Consider the following 20,708-nt stretch of genomic DNA (forward strand, 5'->3'; position numbering starts at 1 on the left):
ATACCGCTGTCGATGCTCTGTCTTCTACTAAAGGTCTTAGCTTATTGGTGCAGGAATTCCATACTCTTACGACGAACAGCTTACCGACAGCTGCTTGGCCCAGTCGGGCGGCAGGCCAGCATAGGTTTCAAAGGCGGGTTGCTCGTCAAACGGCTTTGCCAGCAATTGCTGCAGGCGGGCAATCTCGCTGTCGTTTCCTGCCTGGGCTTGCCGTATGGCTTGCTCGGCCAGATGGTTGCGCAGCACATACTTGGGGTTGGTGGTCTGCATGGCGGCGTGGCGTGCCGCATCTACACTGGCCTCGCGTGCCAGCCTGGCTTTGTAATCTCGGGCCCAACCGTCAAATGCCTCGCGGTCCAGCACCATGTCGCGCACATCGGGGTTGAGTGCGTCCGGGCTACTGTCGAAATGGCTGAGTTGCCGCCAGAACAGGGTCCAGTCGCTGCGGCTGGCCTGCATCAGGTCAAACAGCCGTACCAGCAGGTTCCAGTCATCCTCCTCCTGGGTGGTCAGGCCTAGTTTTCTGCTGAAGCGCGTGGTCAGCTCGGCTTCGAACAGCGGCTGGTACTGCTTGAGGGCGGCGATGGCCTCGTCGCGGTCCAGCAAGGGCAGCAAGGCCTGGGCCAGGCAGTGCAGGTTCCATAGGCCGATCTCGGGCTGGGCGCCATAGGCGTAGCGGCCGCTGTGATCGGAGTGGTTGCAGATATGGCCGGCGTCAAAGCCGTCCAGAAAACCGAAGGGGCCGTAGTCTATGGTCAGGCCCAATAGTGACATATTGTCCGAGTTCATCACGCCGTGGCAGAAGCCAACAGCTTGCCAATCGGCAATCAGGGCGGCGGTGCGGTGTATGACTTCCTGCAACATGGCCTGAGCCGGCCGCGTGGCCTCTTTGCAGTGGGGAAAGTAGCGGCTGACGGCATAATCCACCAACTGCGTTAGCTGGGGCTGTTGATCACGATAGAAGAAATGCTCGAAATGGCCAAAACGCAGAAAGCTGGGTGCCACCCGGGTCAGGACCGCAGCGGTTTCTGGCGTCTCGCGCCAGACTGTCTCGGGCGATGCTACCAGGGCCAGCGCCCGGGTGGTCGGTATCCCCAGGCCGTGCATGGCTTCGGAGCAGAGGTATTCGCGTACGCTGGAACGCAGCACAGCCCGTCCATCACCCATGCGTGAATAGGGTGTGAGCCCGGCTCCCTTGAGTTGTACCTCCTGACCACGGGCCTCACCCAGCAGCAGGGCGCGGCCATCGCCCAATTGGCCGGCCCAGACGCCGAACTGATGGCCTGAATAGACCGTGGCCATGGCGGTGCTATCGGCCGCCGGCAGGTTGCCGGCCAGCATGGCGGCGGCATCAGGCCAGTCATCCGCGCTGGCGGGTAGGCCCAGTTCGGCAGCCAGGCTGGCGTTGTAGGCGGCCAGCCGGGGCTGAGGCAGGGGCGTGGCGGTGACTTCGCTGTAGAAGTCCGGCACTAGCCCGCGAAAACCGGCTTGATCGAGCTTGATGGTAGGCATGGTGATTCCAGAGGGACAGGTGACGATTCTACCCCGGCAGGCCGCATATCGTAGCTGGCTGGCGCAGAGTGGGGCGGGTGGTCTAAGGTCAAGGCAGCATCGCCTGCCGTCGCGATGTCCTTTCTCGTTCTCCGGAGACCACCATGATGCTACGCCGCAGCCTTCTGTGTGCCACCCTGACAGGCTTTGCCGCCTTGCAGGCGCAGGCACTGACCTTCACGACTGAAGACTATCCACCGTTCAATATGTACGAGGAAAAGAAGGTGGTCGGGATCTCCACCGAGATGCTGCAGGAGGCGTTGAAGCGTGCGGGGCTGACGGCCAGTTTTGAGCTGCTGCCATGGGAGCGTGCGCTCAATATGGCCAAGACTAAGCCGGATACCTGTGTCTATTCTGCGGTACGCACACCGGAACGGGAAAAGTTGTTCAAGTGGGTGGGGCCGTTGACGGCCGACCAGATCACGCTGTTTGCCGCCAGCAAGAGCAATATCACCCTGGGCAGTATCAACGACGCCAAGAAGTACAAGGTAGGCGCCTACAACGGCGACGCCTATGGCGACTTTGTAGAGAAGCAGGGGGTGAAGTTGGAGCGGGTGGTGACAGATACCCAGAACCTGCCCAAGCTCAGCTCGGGACGCATAGACCTGTGGGTGGCGGGTGCCAACAGTGGCCCCTACAAGGCAGCACGCGAAGGCCTGAAGGGCGCGATCAAGCCGGTGCTGGCGGTGGGCGATCCCAAGGACAGCCAGATGTACCTGGCGTGTAATCCCGGTGTGCCGGATGACACGGTGAAGAAGCTCAACGACGCGATCCAATCCATTGCCAAGGATGGCACGGCCGCCAAGCTGGGTACCAAATACAAATAGCCGCGCAGCTGGGCGCCCGCCTGAGTGGCCGGGTGCCCGGCGGTGTGGGAGCAGCAGCATGCGTTGCCTGCCCTTGTTCTGCCTGTTGCTGGTCATGCCCGGTGCCAACGCGCTGGTGCTGCTGACTGAGGACTATCCACCGTTCAATATGTTGGAGGACGGGCGGGTCAGTGGCATCTCAACCCAGATATTACGGGAGGCGGTGAACCGGGCTGGCTTGTCTGCACAGTTCGATCTGCTGCCCTGGGCGCGGTCGCTGGCCTTGGCTGCCAGCCGCAGTGATACCTGTGTTTACTCTGCTGTGCGTAGCGCCAAACGAGAGTCGCAGTTCAAGTGGATAGGGCCGTTGGTGGACGACAAGATAGCCCTGTTTGCGCGTACTGGCAGCGCCATACGGCTCGATAGCGTGGCCGATGCCAAACAATACAAAGTGGGCGGCTATCTGGCAGATGCCTATGGCGACTATGTGGAGCGTCAGGGGGTGCCGCTGGACCGGGCGCCAGCCGATAGGCACAACCTGCCCAAGCTGATGGGCGGGCGCATAGACCTATGGGTGGCCGGGGTGATCAGTGGTGCGTACAAGGCCAATCGCGAAGGCTATCAGGGGGAGGTGCGGGTGGTGATCACCATGGGTAACCCCGGCGATACCCAGATGTGGCTGGCCTGCAACCCGGGTATGCCGGATGCCCTGTTCCAGAAACTGGATGGCGCCGTGCAATCGGTATTGCAGGATGGCACCGCAGCCGGGTTTGCCGCCCGCTATCGCTGAGCCTGCCATTCCTCTCGCAGCAGACCAAACACCAGGTCATCCACCCATTGTCCCTTGAGCCACAGGCTACGTTTGAAGTGGCCTTCCTGGCGCATGCCTACGCGGCGTAACAAGCGGGCCGAGGCATGGTTGTCCGGGTCGCAGGCTGCATGCACGCGATGCAGACCTTGCTGGCTGAACAACCAATCTAGCAAGGCCTTGAAGGCTTCGCTGGCGTAGCCACAGCCCTGGTGCTTGGGCGCCAGGGTGATACCCAGCTCTGCCTGCTGACCATCGCCCGACAGGCATACGGCGCAATCGCCCAGCAAGCTGTCGTCCAGGCGGCTGGCAATGGCAATCTGCCGCCAGGTGCGCGGCATCAGCGGCTGGCTGGCATCGCATTCACTGAACAGCGCTTGCGCTTCGTCCAGCGAGTAGGGCAGGGCAAAGCTCTGCCAGTGTGCTACCTCGGGCTCATTGCGATAAGCCAAGAAGCTGGCCATGTCGCGTTCTCTCAGTGGCCGCAGGCGCAGGCGTTCGGTCAGGATCTCCATATGGCAATTATCATGGAAATACCCCGTGCTGCGTGGTTAAAATCGCCCCCATGAGCCAGGAAAAAGCCCCCGTCACCGCCGCCGTGCGTGCCTTGCGCCAGCACAAGGTGGCTTATACCGAACACCTTTACGACTATGTGGAAAAAGGCGGCACGGCCGAGTCATCGCGCCAGTTGGGCGTGCCCGAGCATGCTGTGATCAAGACCCTGGTGATGGAAGATGAGGCCAGGAAACCCCTGATCGTGCTCATGCATGGCGACTGCGAGACGTCTACCCGCAATCTGGCGCGGCAGACAGGCCGCAAGCATATCGAGCCCTGTAGTGCCGAGGTGGCCAATCGCCACACTGGTTACCTGGTGGGCGGCACCTCGCCGTTGGGGACGCGCAAGGCCATGCCGGTATATGTCGAGAAGTCCATCATGGCGCTGGATCGCATCTATCTCAACGGCGGCAAGCGGGGTTTCCTGGTAGGGCTGGACCCCAAGTCCCTGCTGCCCCTGCTGCAGGCCGAACTGGTGGAAGTGGCCAATCCGCATGAGTAGGCGGTGCTGCCGGTGCATCTGCTAAACTGCGCAGATTCAATCGCTTGCTAGGTGGCCTGGACAGCCTGTTCCATCCGCCCCGGCAAGCTGCGCGACCCCGACACAGTAAAGGTTACCGCCATGCATCAAGCCGTCATCACCGGCACCGGTCTCTATACGCCGCCGCAAGTCATCAGCAACGAAGAGCTGGTGGCCAGCTTCAATGAATATGTCCGCCTGCAGAACACGGCCAACGCCGAGCGCATCGCTGCTGGCGAGCTGGAGCCCATGGCAGAGAGCTCGGTGGAGTTCATCGAAAAGGCCTCGGGCATCAAGCAGCGCCACGTGGTGGACAAGGCCGGCATCCTGGACCCGAAGCGGATGTGCCCGCAGATTGCCCCGCGTGGCAACGAGGAACTGTCGGTCATGGCCGAGATGGCAGTGGCCGCCGCGCGCGAAGCCCTGGCCAGGGCAGGCAGGACCGCTGCCGACATTGATGGCGTGATCTGTGCCGCCAGCAATATGCAGCGCGCCTACCCGGCCATGTCGGTCGAGATACAGCAGGCACTGGGCATACAGGGCTGGGCCTTTGACATGAACGTGGCTTGCTCCAGCGCGACCTTTGGGCTGGAACAGGCGGCCAATGCCATCCGTACCGGTAGCGCCCGTGCCGTGCTGATGCTCAACCCGGAAATCTGCTCGGCCCATCTGGAGTGGCGCGACCGTGATTGCCACTTCATCTTTGGCGATGTCTGCACCGCCGTGGTGGTGGAGCGTGCCGAACTGGCCCAGGTAAAGGGCTACGAGATACTGGGCACACGCCTGGCCACGGTGTTCTCCAACAATATCCGCAACAATGCCGGGTTTCTGAATCGGGCCGAGGACAAAACGGGCGACCTGCGCGACAAGCTGTTCGTGCAGGAGGGCCGCAAGGTCTTCAAGGAAGTCTGCCCCATGGTGGCCGAGCATATCGCCAGCCACCTGGGCCAATTGGGGCTGGCACCTGCAGCGGTGCGCCGCTTCTGGCTGCATCAAGCCAATCTGAGCATGAACCTGCTGATTGCCAAACGGCTGCTGGAGCGTGACCCCACGGCCGAGGAGGCGCCGGTGATTCTGGATCGTTATGCCAATACCTCCAGCGCTGGTTCCATTATTGCCTTCCATCTGCATGGCGATCTGCCACCGGGCGAGGTGGGGGTGATATCGAGCTTCGGGGCCGGCTATTCGGTCGGAAGCGTTGTAGTAAGGAAGCAATAGGTACAACAGCGGGCTCGCCCCGCTGTTTTCACGTTTACGGCTGTGTTACCGTCTCGCGCCATGCGGAATCGCCGCATTGCCGGGTTGCTGCTTAGGGAAAACCCTAGGGAGTCTCTGGATAAATCTCTCGTAAGGTGTGCCGGGGATTTATCCAGGGGCTTCCCGACCCGGTCTGCAAAACTCACCCACGAGGATGAACTACATGAAGCGTCTTACCGTGTTGTCGTTCGCACTTGCCGCCACCTTTGCCGCCACTGCCGGCCAAGCGGCTATGCTCAAGTACTGTTCTGAAGGTAGCCCCGAGGGTTTCGACCCCGGTCAGTTCACGTCCGGCACCACGATGGATGCCACTGCACAGGCCATCTACAACCGTCTGGTGCAGTTCGAGCGTGGTGGCACCAAGGTTGTCCCCGCCCTGGCTGAATCCTGGACCATCAGCCCCGATGGCCTGCAGTACACCTTCAAGCTGCGCCGTGGCGTGAAGGTACATACCACCGAATACTTCAAGCCGACGCGCGATTTCAACGCCGACGACATCGTCTTCACCTACGAGCGGATGATCAACAAGGAGCACCCGTTCCGTAAGGCCTATCCCACCGAGTTCCCCTACGCCACCGACATGGGCCTGGATGAGAACATCGCCAAGGTGGAAAAGCTGGACGACCTGACCGTCAAGTTCACCCTGAAGAAGGTGGACGCCCCCTTCCTGCAAAATATCGCCATGGACTTCGCCTCGGTGCTGTCGGCTGAATACGCCAACCAGCTGCTGAAGGAAGGCAAGCCCACCCAGATCAATACCCTGCCTATCGGCACCGGCCCTTTCGTCTTCAAGAGCTACCAGAAAGACGCCGTGATCCGTTATACGGCCAACAAGCAATACTGGAACAAGGCTGATATCAAGCTCGATGGCCTGATCTTCGCCATCACCACCGATGGTGCCGTGCGTGCACAGAAGCTGAAGGCCGGTGAATGCGACCTGATGGCGCACCCCAAGCCGGCCGACCTGGCTGGCCTGAAGGCGGACCCGAAGCTGAAGATGATGAACCAGGCTGGCTTCAATGTCGGCTACCTGGGTTACAACGTTGAACACAAGCCGCTGGACAACGTGGTGGTGCGCCGTGCGTTGGATATGGCCATCAACAAGAAGGCCATCATCGACGCTGTGTACCAGGGCGCAGGCCAGGTTGCCAGCAACCCCATGCCACCTACCCAATGGTCCTACAACAAGAACCTGAAGGATGCCGCCTACAACCCCGAGATGGCCAAGGCCATGCTGGCCAAGGCCGGCGTGAAGGATCTGAGCATCACCCTGTGGGCCATGCCGGTGCAACGTCCCTACAACCCCAACGGCAAGCTGATGGCCGAAATGATCCAGGCTGACTGGGCCAAGATCGGCGTCAAGGGCGTTATCACCAGTTACGAGTGGGGTGAGTACCTCAAGCGCGCCAAGAACGGCGAGCACGACACCGTGCTGGTCGGCTGGACGGGCGACAATGGTGATCCGGACAACTGGCTGGGCACGCTGCTATCCTGTGACGCCGTGGGTGGCAACAACTACTCGCGCTGGTGCAACAAGGAGTTCAACGATGCCGTGGTCAAGGCCAAGCAGGTGAACGACCAGAAGGAGCGCACCAAGCTGTACGAGAAGGCCCAGGAAGTCTTCAAGCGCGAAGTGCCTTGGACTACCGTTGCCCACTCGACCGTGTATGTGCCGATGAACAAGAAGGTTGAAGGCTTCAAGGTCAGCCCCTTCGGCAATTTCGCCTTCTACGGCGTGTCGATCAAGTAAGCCTGCCTCGGCAATCGGGAAAGGACGGGTACGCCCGTCCTTTTTTGCGTAAGACGATGATTACCTGCTGCATACGCATGCACCACGGAGCAAATACGATGAAACTGATCAAATACACGGCTATAGCCCTGGCACTGGCGACTAGCGCCCAGGCCAAGACGCTGGTCTATTGTTCCGAAGCCTCGCCCGAAGGCTTCGATGGCGGCATGTTTACCGCTGCCGCAACCCATGATGCCTCCACCGAGGCCATCTACAACCGCCTGACCGAGTTCGAAAAAGGCGGCACCAAGGTCGTACCCGCCCTGGCCGAGAAGTGGGAGGCCAGCAAGGACGGCCTGGAGTACGTCTTCCATCTGCGCCGTGGCGTGAAGTTCCACACCACCGAGTGGTTCAAGCCCACCCGTGATTTCAATGCCGACGATGTGCTGTGGACCTTCCAGCGCATGATCGACGACAAGCACCCCGGCGCCAAGGCCAGCCTGCAGGGCTGGCCCTATGCCGCCGACATGGGCTTCCCCACCCTGATCAAGAAGATCGAAAAGCTCGACCCCTATAAGGTCAAGTTCACCCTGAGCAAGCCTGAAGCGCCCTTTGTGGCCAACCTGGCCATGGGCTTTGCCGATATCGTGTCGGCCGAGTACGCCATGCAGCTGGACAAGGCTGGCCGTCCCGGCGATATCAGCCTCAAGCCCATTGGCACCGGCCCCTATGTGTTCAAGCGTTACGAGAAGGGCTCGCAGATACGCTACGACGCCAACCCGACCTTCTGGCGCGGCAAGCCCGGCAGCGACAAGCTGATCTTCGCCATCACCGAAGACGGTGCCGTGCGTACCCAGAAGCTCAAGCGCGGCGAGTGCAACTTCATGGTCTACCCCAAGCCGGCCGATATCCCCGGCCTGAAGGCCGACCCCAAGCTGAACGTGCTGCAAACCTCGGCACTGCTGCTGACCTATGTGGCCTTCAATGCCCAGAAGCCCCAGCTCAAGGACAAGCGCGTGCGTCAGGCGCTGGCACTGGCATTGGACAAGAACGCCATGATCAAGGCCGTGTGGGAAGGCAATGCCTCGCCTGCCCACCTGCCGCTGCCTTCGCGCATGTGGGGTTACAACAAGGCGATCCCTGCCTACAAGACCGATATCGAAAAGGCCAAGAAGCTGCTGAAGGAAGCCGGCTACCCCAATGGCTTCGACCTCAATATCCTGGTGCGTAACGGCAGCAGCGGCTCCAACCCCAACCCCAAGCTGGCCGCCGAAATGCTGCAGGCCGACTGGAAAAAGCTGGGCGTCAACGTCAAGGTGACGGTGATGGAGTGGGTGGAACTGCAAAAGCGCACCAAGGCTGGTGAGCACGATGTCACCATCTATGGCTGGGCAGGTGACAACGGCGACCCCGATAACTTCCTGACCCCCAATCTGAGCTGCTCCGCCGCCGAATCGGGCGAGAACCGCTCGCGCTGGTGCAACAAGGAGTTCGATAAGCTGATCGACCAGGCCAAGCGGGTAACCGATCTGAAGGAGCGCACCAAGCTGTACGAAGCCGCCCAGAAGATCTTTATCGAGGAAATGCCCTGGGCCACCCTGGTGGAGCCGCTGACGACCGTGGCTTTCCAGAAGAACGTCGTGGGTTTCAAGCCCAGCCCGTTCACCAATAACAACTTCGAAAACGTCTCCGTCAAGTAGACTGGGGTCTACCACGGCAGATCAAGCGGCGGCCAGTGGCCGCCGTTTTTTATGGGAGCCAGCGCCATGCAAGCCCGTATCAGCTTCATCACCCTGGGGGTAAGCGACCTTGAGCGGGCACGCCGCTTCTATTGCGAGGTCATGGGCTGGCCGCTCTCGCCCAAGAGCCAGGTCGGTGTGGCTTTCTTCCAGCTCAATGGCTTTGTGCTGGCCTTGTTCCCCGCCGATGCCCTGGCACAGGATGCCGGCCTGGCAGGCGAGGGCGGCCATGCCCGTATCGCTCTGGCTTACAACGTGGCGGTGCGGGGCGAGGTCGATAGCTTGCTGCAGGAACTGGCCAGCCGAGGCGCCACCATCACCAAGCCCGCTGAAGATACCTTCTGGGGCGGCCGCAATGGCTATTTCAGCGACCCCGATGGCTATCTGTGGGAGGTGGCGTGGAACCCCGGGGGGTACCTGGATGCGGAGGGGGACTTCTGGTTTGAGGCACCCGCGGGCAAGATAGCCCGTGGCCACGACATCGCCGCCGAGTAGCTAATTACGTAGCCGTAGATTGCCGGTCGATTTGGACATGACAGCAAATCAGGCCTCTGGTGACTGGTGGCTCAGTGAGTGCTTAATCTTCCAGGTCGTGGCGGCTGAACAGGACTTCCCAGTGGGTGCCGTCAAACAGCGCGGCACCATCCGGGCCGGCGGTCAGCATCCACTTCTTGTCGGGGGAGATATCAATGGCACCAGAGACGAGCTGGACGTTGGCGGGGATCTCCGCTCGTATCAAGACCCCACCGCGCAGTTCCCACAGGCCGTAGTCGGATCCACACCAGAGCTTGCCCGCGAACCAGGCGATGTCCTTCCAAGGTACGCTGAAATTGCTGTCAGATAACTTTTTCCAGGTATTGCCTTTGCCAACATAGAGCGAACCCATATTGCCGCCGATATAGACGTTGCCGTCGTCGGCACAGCAGACGTTGTTTAATAGCTCATTGGAGGGGAAACTGCATTGGGTCCAGTGTTGGCCATCATAATGCCAGACATCGCCTAGGCCGCCGACCGCGTAAATATCGGTTTCAGTAAAGCCTGCAATGTCGGACCACATGTATTTAAGGCCATTGCCCGGTGTACCAAAATCGGCAGGAACCGGTAAATCCTTGGTAAGGTCTTCCCAAACATCAATATTTGTATGTTTATGCGTACGGCGTGGGTTGCTAACGGTGTAGATGTTTTGCCCAATACGCGCAACCTGCGTAACGACTGCCGCTAACTCTGAGCCGGGTATATCATCTGGATGCTGATGCTCAACATCGTCACGACTCTGGTCGTAACTGTACACTTGGCCGCGCGTATCGACCGCCACATAATTCGGCACAGGCTGTGTATTGAAAGCTAATCTTGCGAATCTGAAATTGTTGAATTGCCGGAAATAATACCGCTCCTGTGGAATTGCTTCATCATTGTATGTGAATACAAATCGAATTGCGGGCAAGGAGTCTCTGTGTAGGGGTTCTTGTTTCTCATACAAAAGGAAGCATTGACGATCGGCTGATCGAATGGCGCAATCGTAAATTGAATAGCCTTGTATTGTGTTTTTCCATGTTTCTTTGGTGAGAATCAAAATTTAACCCTTCTTGTTGCCGGTCGCAGGGATGGTCGGTCTGCCATTGAGCATGCCGGAGTATGGGATAGCTTTGGCATTTTTGAGGTTCTCGTCGCAAGGCTTATCCTGTGTCGCTATCGATATCTACTTGACGGCAATCGTGGTTGCCTGCGAGTAATTAGTCTTCCAGGTCGTGGCGGTTGAATAGGACTTCCCAAGTGGTGCCGTCAAACAGTGCTGCGCCATCGGGGCCGGCGGTCAGCATCCACTTCTTGTCGGGGGAGATATCAATGGCACCAGAGACGAGCTGGACGTTGGCGGGGATGTCTGCACGTATCAAGTCCTTACCGCACAGTTCCCACAGGCCGTAGTCCGAGCCGCACCAGAGCTTGCCCGCGAACCAGGCGATATCCTTCCAAGGAACGCCGAAATTGCTGTCGCAGAGCTTGGTCCATTGGTTGCCTTTTCCGACGTAGAGCGAACCCATATTGCCGCCGATATAGACATTGCCGTCGTCGGCACTGCAAACGTTGTACAGCCGTTCGTTGGATGGAAAGCTGCATTGAGTCCAGCGTTGGCCGTCGTAGTGCCAGACATCGCCAGCACCGCCAACGGCATAGATGTCGGACTCGCTAAAACCGGCAGCGCTCTTCCAGATGTAGTCGCCCATGGGGACATCGCCGTTGGCATAGGCGTGTGGGATGGGTAGGTCTTTGGTCAGATCTTCCCATTGATTCATACCCAGGCGCTTGTGCATACGACGAGGCCCGCCAACGGTGTAGGCATGCTGTCCAATGCGAACGATTTGCGTGACGGTGGCGCGTAGATCGGTTCCTGCCAAGCCGATTGGGTGCGGTGCTTCCTCGCGCGTACCAAGGGCATTGAATGAGTAAATCAAGCCGCCGAGATCAGCTGCGACGATTTCTGTTTGATCACCTTTGTAAAATGCCATGCGTGCGAAATCAAAATTGCCAAACTCATCGTAAGAGAAGCGCTCAGCCATGTCCTTTTTAAGACTGACTGACAGGATACGCATCCTGGGCCAGGGATCACGGTGTGGTGTGTCCTGGATTTCATACCCTAGTAACCAGAAACGGGTGTCGGTGCTGATTGCACAGTCATAGAACGAGAAGCCTGCGCCGAATCTTGCCCAAGTTTTTGCATCGAACATAATTAACCACTCATGTCTGTGTTAACGGTAGCTTTGAGCTTGCACCAGATATTGATGCCCCGCGGATTTGAGCCGGGCTGGAATAGGGGGATGGGCGCACGCATAGGGCTTACAGCAGGTGCTCCCAGCGCTTGCCGTCATACACGGTGGCGCCATACATGCCGGCCAGCATCAGCTTGCCATCGCCCACGGCGAGGCGGCCGGAGCAGAATCGCACACCGTCTGGCAGGTCCGGTTCCACCAGCTTGTCGTTCTCTATGGTCCACAGGCCGTAGTCGGAGGTACACCAGACCTTGCCCTGGTACCAGACCATGTCGCGGAAGGGTAAGCTCAGGTCGCCGCGATGGATCAGTGTCCAGTTGTTGTCGCTCCCCTTGAGGACGGAGCCGGACTGCGCGCCGATATAGACGTAGCCGTCACCGGCACAGCAGACGTTTTCCAGGTACATATTGGTGGGCAGTGCACACTGGTGCCATTGCTTGCCATCGAAACGCCAGGCATCGCCGTTACGGCCCACGCAGTAGATATCGTTGGCATTGAAACCATCAATTGCGCTGAAGCCGCCTGTGGGCAGTGCTCCATCGCTCTCCGGCGCGGGCATGGTTTTGCGATCGACGATGTTTTCCCATTGATTGGGGCCAACGCGGCGACAAGCGGTGCGCCACCCACCCACCGCATAGACGTAGCCATCAATTGTCGCGATGCCGTGTGCACCGTTGAACAAAGGCATGTTCTTGTTGCCGTGCGGGACATCTTGCTCCATACCGCTTACACCGCTGCCCATGACTGCAACCGGCGCACGCAGCGCAAGCATCACCGCTTGCTCATTGGGTTGATAGGCGATGCTCAGATGCGGGTTAGCGAAGCCCCGGTACTCCTTCCAATTGAGCAGGGGTTCTCCCTGGTAATCGGGAAAGTAGGCCACCATACGCTTCAATGGCTCCTTGTCAGTTCGCTCCTTCTTGATTTCGCTCAAAATAAAGCAATAGCCATTGGTTCTGATCGCGCAATCGTAAACGTGAAAGCCGTCAAAGGCCTCTGGATAGGTTTCAGACAGCAGCATTGTTTTTCCTTTTGACGAATGCGTGAGGGCGGCGCTCGGCTTAGATCGCTGGCAGTTGCTTTGGGATTATGAATCGCCCGGTCAAGCAGAGTTTCGGCCTTTTGGGTCATGCCGAGGCCGCTTATGGCCATGCTACCGCTGGGGGCGATGATATTGGCTCACCGATGACGAAGCAGAGCTTGGCGCCCGCTTCACCGGGGATGAAACCGACGTAATTGTTCTGCAAGAGGCGTTGGCAGTCACGGGCGGGGGCGCCTGTTTTGCCTGTCTTCTAATATTGGCTAGGTCTTATGGCCTCTTGCTCCGCAAGATTGTTAGATGCCCCCCTGAGACCAGTTGGCGGATGTCAGTCGTTGAAAAAGGCCGATATCGGGCTTGGCTGCATGTTGGGACGCAGCCTGCATGGCAGGCTCAAATGCTGCTGTGCCCGTGGGCAACGTGCCATGGGCTATCAGCTTGCCTTGCCGGTAGTGCAGCAGCGTGGGCAGGTCGTCGGGGATGTGCGGGCCGATGAATTCAGCATGGTCCTCCAGGTCCAGCCAAAGCCAGGTCTCGTTGGGCTGCGCGTTGTGTGCTGCCGTCTCGAATAGCGGCTTGAGCTGGCGGCATTTCTGGCACCAGGCTTCGGCGCCTATAACTGCGATGAGCTGGCTATCTGGCTGGGACAGCCGCTCGGCAAGCCGGGCGGCATCCAGCCAGAGATCCCATTGGGGAGTTTGCACGGCATTCATGCCTCAAACTCCTGATGCAGTGTGGCGAGATGAGCGAGCGCACAGGGCGCGGTTGCGATGATCTGCTGGAGCCGCGCCGGCGAAACAGGCTGTCCTAACAGGACGGCGACATCCTGAGGCAAGGGGAGTGCTTCGGGCAAACGAGCGGCGGCGGGTAGCGGTAGGCCAACATCCTGGGGATCGCCCTCTTGCAGATCGTTGGACTCGGGCGTGAGGCAGAGATGGTGGGCTTCAAGATCGATGCCAGTAAGGCATTGCCACACCCAGCCAGCATAACGGGCGTGGGGACCGGCGTTGGTGTGGTCTCGTACCCAGGGTAGCCAGTTGGCAGCTCCGTGATACAAGGCCAACTGCAGGGCCAGCCTATCGGGCAGGCTGTCTCGCAAGGCCAGTAGTGCCGTGTTGTTGCGGGTTGAGTGGAGACCGGCGTAGTTCACCCAGCGGCTCAGGCTGTGCATGGCCTGGGACTGCTGCCAACCAGTGAGGGACGGCAGCGTGGCTGCGCGGCTTTGCAGCGCCTTGGACAAGGGCTGCCAAGCGCTCGCATTGCCGTGCTGCAGCAAGGCAATGGCGGCTTCCGCACGCACAACGTAGTTGGCGGTATCCAGCAGGGCTGTCAGGCTGGGCACGACGGCCGGCCCTGCCAAGCGCCGGGCTAGCCGGCAACTGGCGGCCTGCACATGGGAGTCGGGCGAGGTTTGGCCCAGTGCAAACAGGTCTTGCAGGGTGGTGGCGCCCAGCTCGCTGCGGTGTGCGGCAGCACGCAGGGCAGCTACCTGCAGCACAGGGAAGCCGGTAGACAGCCCCCAGCGGCCTATGCAGCGCGCTGCGGGTTCGTCGCCGATCTGTGCCAGGGCGCTGATCACACCACGCAGCATACGCTCGGGTTGCTCGGCCACCAGCGGCCAGATTGCCTTGAACTTGGCGCCATCGGCTTCGCCCAGCGCGAGCCACGCGCACACAAAGGTTTCGCTAGGCCCTTTCCAGCGCTCAAAAGCTTTGAAGGCCGCCTTCCAGCCTGCTTCACCGGCGATCTGCAGCCCTTCCAGATGCGCCTGCAGCAGGTAACGGAAATGCTGCAGCCGTTCTGCTGTCAGAATGGGAGAGCGTGATGCGCCATCGCACTGAGACCAGTAAAAGGCAGCATCGGTGGCGTGACGCTGAATGATGGCGTCTACTTGCAGGGGGGCATTCATGATGTGGGGCAGTCTTTCAACGCGCTAGTAGCTGAACGTCGCTTGGGCTCAACGGGTGCTCAAATCCGCCAGGCTGAACAGGCGGGACCATTCCTTGCCGTCGTGCAGGGCTGCACCGTATTGGCCTGCGAGTAGCATCACGCCATCAGCAACCCAGAGATTGCCAGCGCAGTTGGTGATCTCGATAGGGGCTTCGCTAGGGCGAACCTTGCCGTCCTGGATCTCCCACAGGCCATAGTCGCTAGTCGCATAGACCCGGTCATTGAACCAGACCATGTCCTTGAACGGTAGGGTCAGGTCGTCCTTATGCAGGTGTTCCCACTTATCGCCCCTGCCTCGAAAAACATTGCCGCTTTGTGCACCGATATAGACTTGGCCATCGCCGCCACAGCAGACCGAATGCAAATACATATTGGATGGGAAGGCAATCTGCCGCCAGCGGCTGCCATCGCAGTGCCAGACATCCCCTTGGCCGCCGACCGCATAGAGATCGGTTTCGGAGAAGAAATCGAGATCCTCAAAGCCGGCCCGATTTTCCATCCATTCGCGTTCTTTAGGTTCTTTGGGGTAGCCGCCGACATTTACCCATTGATTGTTGCCTTCCCGTTTGAACACGGTACGCAAGCCATCGCAGCCATAGAGCCAGCCGTTGAATTGCTTGAGTCGGCGTAAGCCTGCCCGGAACGGACCTTTGCCTCCATTGTTGGGGATTTGATTTTCCATAAAGACATCCCCACTGCCAATAACATAGATATGCCCCATGCCGCTGGCGCCAACAAATTGATTCTTTGGTAAGTTGCTCGCTCCTGCGAGCATGGAGCTCCACCCCGTTAATTGAGAATGGTCAAAATAGTCATCCGGCTCGTCCATAAAAAGAATCACGACGCGTGTTTTGAGCTCGTGATCCGCCGGTGCACCTTTGTTCGTATCGTATTCCTGCTTCAATACGAAATTGAAGATGCCGCGATGGCGGGCGGCGCAATCGACTAGCGAATAGCCCTTGAAGTTTTTCTCATAAGCACTGGTTGTAAGCAAATCTAGTTTTTTCATTCGTAATACCTTTAGTTGCTGCGCCTAGTGTTAATCTCTTCCGCAGGGCCGCCGCCGCTCTCAGCTAGGACATTACCCTTACAGATATTTTTGTAAAAATCGTCTAGCTGCGCCCGCAGACATTTCCTGTCGCAGCCGGATTCAGGAAAGGTCGTTTGTACGCTGCTGATGGCCATCTCTCGTGCAGACGTATAAGAGATGGCGTTGGTGCCTTTTTTACCCTTATACATCTCTGTCGATTTCTTGAGTACGCCATGGACGGCACCGTGCGTGCCATGGGTATTGTTTGCTCCCTCCACGCATATTGTGGGAGCCTTCGCATGGTCGTAGCCAGGACAGGGTGGGGGATCGACAGTGTACTTGTTGGTGCTTTCGCTCCACCCCACCATTTCTCCCGGCATGACATGATGGCCTGTTTGCCCAGGGCAGCAGCCACGGCCATCCAACTGGTTCTGATCCTTGAATGGCACGAGGGAGCAGCGCCGGGCGCGGGTGCAGGGATTGGCGCGGGCTAAATTGCCCATCATGTCTGCAACGGCTTTCTGTGGGTCGGCTTTGGCCTGGGTTTGCAGGCGCTCCAACTCCTTGCCGATGTCGGTATACCGTTTCAGCACATCGTCCAGCTTGTCGATGTCCTTGTAGGTGTCGTAGCCAGTGGTGGCCACCTGATAGCCGGTCTTGGCGATATCGCAAAGGTTCCAGACAGTGGCTATCCCTTCGGTCACGATGGCACCTACCCCGCCGACAGCGGCACCGCTTGCGCCGACCACCCAGCGACCGCCAGCACGGACTGCCGCTTCACCGGCCTTCTTCTTGGCCAGATCTATCGCCTCCTGCTTGATGCGATCCTTGGCTTCGTCAATCATCTTCGTCAGCGCGCCGTCCACTGCGTCCTTGAGATCGGTTCGCAGGTCGTTGACCTTCTCCAGAAACTTCTGATGCGATTCCGGGCCGGGCTTGATCCATAGGAAGTCGCAGTGGTCGGCCATCCAGGACTTATTGTCCATGCCGCCATCGCTCAGGGTCTTGTTGTATCCCTTGCTCTTGTACTTGGACCCCAGCAATTTGCTCATGGAGGTACGTACCTTACGCTTTTCCTTGGGGTCGTTGGCATCGTCCTTGGCGCACTCTTCCTTAATCTTTTTGAAGTCCTTATCGCAATCCTTGGCGTTGGCATTGCCATCCATGTAATACGTGGTGGGAGTATTGGCGGACATGCAGGATTACCCGTGGTTGTGCGTGGTGGGGTCGGTATGTCGGCAGACGTTTAGGCCCTCTACCTTGACGTCGGGTGACCAATCGGTGAAATAGGCCTTGCCCTTGATGACGCTGCTGGATGCGCCCTTCTTGAAAGCCTGTGTGGCGGGTTCGTTACCCGTGCTGTTGGCGAGGTAAGATTTATCCCGCAGGGCGACGGGGGTGCCGCATATGAAGACCGTGCCGGAACCCTTGGTAAGGTTGCTGGCGTAAGCAGTGTTCACATAGGGCACCACCACAGGTCCGGCTGAGGGCGGCGGTGGGCTCCAGCAGGGATCGGGGCCGGCAATGGATTTGCCATCTGCCGCTTTGGAGCAGATTTCGTCGTCGTTGGCGTAAACGTAGGTTTCCATGGGATAGTCTGCTTAGTTGCCTGGGTGGTGCTGCACGATCAGCGCACCACGCAGGCCGTTGTCGTTGGCGAGATGGACCAATCCTGTGTCGCCTGGTGAGTGGGGGCCAGCCATCACGGCACTGAGATGGGCCAGCATGAGCGGGCCGGTGGCGGCACCCACTTCACCCACGCAATCGGCGGTGGTCAGTACCGTGGGTTGTGTCGCGCATTGCCACAGTACCCGGGTCATTGCGTTGGCGGCTTCGGCCGCAAAAAAGCTTTCGCCGTTTTGATCACTCATGCGAAAGCGGAGTGCGCCGGGTTGGGTGCCTGCCTGGGCGCAAGCACTCCGGATTGCCTGACTGAGACCTTGAGCACGACTGGGTACGCTGCCATCAGGACGTCCTGGTTCGTTGGCTGTGGTGACACCCATGACACGTACCCCAGGCGCTGAGCCGGGCTTGCTCAGCAGGACTGCGGCGGCCGCTTCGCCGGGCAGGAATCCATCGCGATTGCCAGGTATCAGTAACCGCTCTTCATCCAGATAGTGGTTGATGCCGGCGGCGTCGAGATAGCTGTCGGCGCCGACGATCAGTACGCGTGCCACCTGCTCTTCATGTATCCAGCGCTGTGCCAATTGCAGGGCTTGCATAAAGCCGGCGCGACCGTTTGGCAGAATGGCCGAGCGTGGGTCGAACGACCGGCCTATGGCCTGCTCGGCAAAACGATAGGTATCCAGGCACCAGTCGTCATCCACCATGGGGCGGTCCTGCGTGGGGCAAAGTACGATCAGGGGTACGATCTGGGTATCGAGCGAGGGTATCTTGCCCAGGCAGTCTTCGACCGCCAGCTTGATCCACTGTGCAATGCGCTTGGAGCCCCAGGTGCTGGTATCTGGTAGGCGGGCGACTCTTACCTTGGCGCCGCCTCCGGCGACAAACTCACTTTCCTGGAAGTGATCCATGCCGGCGCGCAGGGCGCAGGATGCTGCTGCAAGGTTATAACCCAGTGCGCAACACAGGCCGGCGGCTTCAACCTGTAACGGGGTCATCATTCGTCCTCGTCGGTAATGTCAGCGATAACTAGGGGTGAGCTGCCGCAACCGCTGCAGCCACCTTCCATGCCCAGGGTCTGCTCCTTCCACCATTGAGGGTTGACTGGCCCGATGGCGATAGTCTTGAACTCCTGCAGCCGTCGCCGTATTGGCGTGCTTGCACGCCAGACTATAGAGAAACGGTTCTGTTCCGGTTCTATGTACAGGGTATCGGCATGGCAGGCGGGCATTTCGCTGCTGTAGTCGTTACGCAGTACCTTGGGCGTGATGCCATCCAAGGGGGGTAGCTTGAAGCGGATATCGGGCTGGCTGGGGTGCAGATTGAGTAGGACGATCTCTTCGCCGCCGAGCAGATAGTCTGTCTGCTGATCCATTGGGGCGCATTGATTGAAGCGCTCGTCGAAATCCTCGGGCAGGAAGGGAAAGACCTCTTGCTGCCAACGCTCATCATAGGTGCCGGTGTACTGTGTGCGCGGAAGCCAGTGCCGGCCTATGGCCGATAAGGCCATGGGTGCCAGATTATCGTCGGGCGCCTGAATGGCGGCATGTATGGATTCGAGCTGAGGCGCGGGCTGGCCGCTGAGTTCTGCACCGCTCTGGCTGCCTCGCCAACCCATGCCTACCGGATTGCTGAGGAGGGCTTCGGTGTAGCTGATGGCCTGACCATCCTGCTGAACTGTGTATTCATGGCTACCGCCGAAGGCATAGCCATAGTGCAGCGGTACGCTGGCGGTAGCGGCGGGATCGCTGATGGCATAACTGCCGAAGCGCTTTTGCCATTGGCGAGGCCCCAGCACGCGCAACGCCTTCTGCAGGTTGCCGACACGGAAGCCGGCGCGCCATTCGGTCTGCGGCTGGTACTGAGGGGGGTAGGCGATGGCATCGAGCAGGATATCGCAGCGCAGCTTGAAGCGGACACAATCGCTGCCGTAGCGCATGGGGGATAGACCGGGCTCGCCGAAATAGCTGTCGGCGACAGCTATAGGTTCTGGCGGGAGCGGGCGCGGCCGCTGACCTGCTGCGGGGATCTGCCAAGTCGCCTTGGCGATGATGACGAGATGTTCGCGGCCGGTGACGTCATGCGCGGTGAAAACCTGGGTGGCCAGATGTTTGGAGCCAACAATGATTTCCATGGTGCGGCCTAGTTGATCTGGACCGAACCGCCCAGGATGCGCTGGGTGGCGGTGGCATGGCTGGTGATATAGCTACCACGCAACTGGATGCGCCCGTCTGCGCTCAGGATGAGCGCTGCGTCGCCGCAGCGCAGCTCCAACTGCTGCTCTGCTTCGATCACCAGGTGGGTTTCGTCTTCATCATCCCTGACTATCGTGGCTGCCGTGCTGGCTGTGCCTGACAGCGGCTGCATAAAACCCAAAATGATAGGGCGGTGGGGATTGCTGCCCTCAAAACCCAGCGCGACCTGTTCTCCCGCGACATGGGTATCACAAGATGTGACGCTGAGCGCAGGTAGCCCATGCAGTGCGTAGGCAGGGATATCGACCAGGGGTTGGCCTTCATGGCCAAGGCCTGCGAACCGGCCAACGACGATGCCATCTACCCGCTCCGGCGCTTGGCACGCAGCGACCGGCTTGTTGAGCAGCAGGTTGAGCATGGGGTTGGCGGCGTCGCTTTCGGTGGTTGCGGGCGCGTTCTGCGGAATGGCCTGCATGCTCAGTTCTCCAGTATCTTCTTGGCCTTGAGGGTCATATTTCCGTCGGCTTTGTACACCTGTTCGCCACTAGCGCCCAGGCTGATATCGTGACCGTTGATGGTGATCGTGCCATCGCTCTTCATGACCAGCGTGCTTTTACCGGTCTTGAGCGTGATGGAGTCGCCAGCCTGCAGAACAAATTCGTTGCCTACGTCTACCGTCTTGCTTTTACCGACCTGTTCCTTTTGCCACAGGGCCACCACGGTATTCATGAACGCCCCCACGTTCAGGCTATAAGCCGCCCCCACGTTCGTCATCTTCGCCAGGCCCACGTTCTCCATCGACGCCAGCGCCACCGTCTCGGTCTTGGCCTTGCCTACCGTGATGCTCAGGTTGTCGCCGATATCGTCGGTCTTGTTGCTGCCTATGCTGATGGTCTCGTTGTCGCCCACCGTCACACTGCGGTTCTCACCGATGCTGATGGTCTCATTCTTGCCCACATCCTCCGTGCGGTTGTCCCCAATCGAGATCTTCTCGTTGTGGTCCACCCGCTCGGTGCGGTCGTTGTGCACCGTGATGGTCTCGTTGTTGTCCACCGTCTCGGTACGGTCATGCTTCACCAGCACCGTCTCGTCGTGGTCCACCGTCTTCTTGCGGTCGTGGCCCACCCAGTGGCTTTCG

21 protein-coding genes are annotated in these 20,708 nt (G+C 59.4%); 7 read left to right on the top strand and 14 right to left on the bottom strand.

The features are described 5' to 3' along the window. Positions 1 to 66: 66 nt before the first annotated feature. A complete protein-coding gene (locus tag V7714_RS18855) occupies positions 67 to 1,512 on the bottom strand; it encodes a protein adenylyltransferase SelO (RefSeq protein WP_335711109.1) in 1,446 nt (481 codons plus the stop codon). Between the two features lie 143 nt (positions 1,513 to 1,655). On the opposite strand from V7714_RS18855, the gene V7714_RS18860 reads away from it, so the two are divergent. Both V7714_RS18860 and V7714_RS18865 read left to right on the top strand, forming a co-directional pair. Beyond that, positions 1,656 to 2,378 (top strand): substrate-binding periplasmic protein, encoded by a 723-nt coding sequence (locus V7714_RS18860; protein ID WP_335711110.1) that lies wholly within the window; start codon positions 1,656 to 1,658, stop codon positions 2,376 to 2,378. Between the two features lie 58 nt (positions 2,379 to 2,436). After that, a complete protein-coding gene (locus tag V7714_RS18865; protein ID WP_335711111.1) occupies positions 2,437 to 3,147 on the top strand; it encodes a substrate-binding periplasmic protein in 711 nt (236 codons plus the stop codon). On the opposite strand, the gene V7714_RS18870 is transcribed toward V7714_RS18865, so the two are convergent. Beyond that, positions 3,138 to 3,680: a GNAT family N-acetyltransferase gene (locus V7714_RS18870; RefSeq protein WP_335711112.1), complete on the bottom strand. Its 543-nt coding sequence runs from the start codon at positions 3,678 to 3,680 to the stop codon at positions 3,138 to 3,140. The genes V7714_RS18865 and V7714_RS18870 overlap by 10 nt on opposite strands. Before the next feature lie 50 nt (positions 3,681 to 3,730). On the opposite strand from V7714_RS18870, the gene ybaK reads away from it, so the two are divergent. From ybaK to V7714_RS18895, 5 genes are all read left to right on the top strand, one after another. Further along, a complete protein-coding gene (gene ybaK, locus V7714_RS18875) occupies positions 3,731 to 4,222 on the top strand; it encodes a Cys-tRNA(Pro) deacylase (protein ID WP_335711113.1) in 492 nt (163 codons plus the stop codon). A gap of 120 nt (positions 4,223 to 4,342) precedes the next feature. Then, positions 4,343 to 5,458, top strand: coding sequence for a beta-ketoacyl-ACP synthase III (locus V7714_RS18880; RefSeq protein ID WP_335711114.1), 1,116 nt, complete (start codon positions 4,343 to 4,345; stop codon positions 5,456 to 5,458). A 193-nt stretch (positions 5,459 to 5,651) separates the two neighbouring features. Beyond that, positions 5,652 to 7,247 carry an ABC transporter substrate-binding protein gene (locus tag V7714_RS18885; protein WP_442891410.1) on the top strand — a complete coding sequence of 532 codons (1,596 nt, stop codon included), beginning with the start codon at positions 5,652 to 5,654 and terminating at the stop codon, positions 7,245 to 7,247. 98 nt (positions 7,248 to 7,345) lie between these two features. Continuing rightward, positions 7,346 to 8,926, top strand: a complete 1,581-nt coding sequence (locus V7714_RS18890; RefSeq protein ID WP_335711116.1) for an ABC transporter substrate-binding protein — start codon at positions 7,346 to 7,348, stop codon at positions 8,924 to 8,926. 66 nt (positions 8,927 to 8,992) lie between these two features. Further along, positions 8,993 to 9,460 carry a VOC family protein gene (locus V7714_RS18895; protein ID WP_335711117.1) on the top strand — a complete coding sequence of 156 codons (468 nt, stop codon included), beginning with the start codon at positions 8,993 to 8,995 and terminating at the stop codon, positions 9,458 to 9,460. A gap of 82 nt (positions 9,461 to 9,542) precedes the next feature. Here the strand turns inward: V7714_RS18895 and V7714_RS18900 are convergent, their stop codons facing one another. The 12 genes from V7714_RS18900 to V7714_RS18955 all read right to left on the bottom strand — a co-directional run. Beyond that, positions 9,543 to 10,409, bottom strand: coding sequence for a hypothetical protein (locus V7714_RS18900; protein WP_335711118.1), 867 nt, complete (start codon positions 10,407 to 10,409; stop codon positions 9,543 to 9,545). Between the two features lie 289 nt (positions 10,410 to 10,698). Further along, positions 10,699 to 11,691, bottom strand: a complete 993-nt coding sequence (locus V7714_RS18905) for a hypothetical protein (protein WP_335711119.1) — start codon at positions 11,689 to 11,691, stop codon at positions 10,699 to 10,701. Positions 11,692 to 11,800: 109 nt separating this feature from the next. Continuing rightward, entirely contained in the window at positions 11,801 to 12,754 is a 954-nt protein-coding gene (locus tag V7714_RS18910) for a WD40/YVTN/BNR-like repeat-containing protein (protein ID WP_335711120.1), read from the bottom strand. Between the two features lie 314 nt (positions 12,755 to 13,068). Further along, a complete protein-coding gene (locus tag V7714_RS18915; protein ID WP_335711121.1) occupies positions 13,069 to 13,485 on the bottom strand; it encodes a thioredoxin family protein in 417 nt (138 codons plus the stop codon). Continuing rightward, complete coding sequence (locus V7714_RS18920) at positions 13,482 to 14,681, bottom strand: HEAT repeat domain-containing protein (RefSeq protein WP_335711122.1); 1,200 nt, start codon at positions 14,679 to 14,681, stop codon at positions 13,482 to 13,484. The genes V7714_RS18915 and V7714_RS18920 overlap by 4 nt, the downstream gene beginning before the upstream one ends. Positions 14,682 to 14,729: 48 nt before the next feature. Next, on the bottom strand, positions 14,730 to 15,731 hold the full coding sequence (locus V7714_RS18925; protein WP_335711123.1) for a hypothetical protein: 1,002 nt from the start codon (positions 15,729 to 15,731) through the stop codon (positions 14,730 to 14,732). A gap of 11 nt (positions 15,732 to 15,742) precedes the next feature. Next, positions 15,743 to 16,948 (bottom strand): HNH/endonuclease VII fold toxin-2 domain-containing protein, encoded by a 1,206-nt coding sequence (locus V7714_RS18930; RefSeq protein ID WP_335711124.1) that lies wholly within the window; start codon positions 16,946 to 16,948, stop codon positions 15,743 to 15,745. A gap of 6 nt (positions 16,949 to 16,954) precedes the next feature. Further along, positions 16,955 to 17,341, bottom strand: coding sequence for a DUF4150 domain-containing protein (locus V7714_RS18935; protein WP_335711125.1), 387 nt, complete (start codon positions 17,339 to 17,341; stop codon positions 16,955 to 16,957). 12 nt (positions 17,342 to 17,353) lie between these two features. Then, positions 17,354 to 18,376 carry a hypothetical protein gene (locus V7714_RS18940; RefSeq protein WP_335711126.1) on the bottom strand — a complete coding sequence of 341 codons (1,023 nt, stop codon included), beginning with the start codon at positions 18,374 to 18,376 and terminating at the stop codon, positions 17,354 to 17,356. Next, positions 18,373 to 19,509: a DUF2169 family type VI secretion system accessory protein gene (locus V7714_RS18945; RefSeq protein WP_335711127.1), complete on the bottom strand. Its 1,137-nt coding sequence runs from the start codon at positions 19,507 to 19,509 to the stop codon at positions 18,373 to 18,375. Before V7714_RS18945 ends, V7714_RS18940 begins: the two co-directional genes overlap by 4 nt. Positions 19,510 to 19,517: 8 nt before the next feature. Continuing rightward, positions 19,518 to 20,045 carry a DUF6484 domain-containing protein gene (locus V7714_RS18950; RefSeq protein ID WP_335711128.1) on the bottom strand — a complete coding sequence of 176 codons (528 nt, stop codon included), beginning with the start codon at positions 20,043 to 20,045 and terminating at the stop codon, positions 19,518 to 19,520. Positions 20,046 to 20,047: 2 nt separating this feature from the next. Beyond that, positions 20,048 to 20,708: bacteriophage T4 gp5 trimerisation domain-containing protein (locus tag V7714_RS18955; protein ID WP_442891411.1), on the bottom strand; the 661-nt coding region annotated here is incomplete at its 5' end.

This window comes from Chitinimonas sp. JJ19, assembly GCF_036961565.1.
GTDB lineage: Bacteria > Pseudomonadota > Gammaproteobacteria > Burkholderiales > Chitinimonadaceae > Chitinimonas.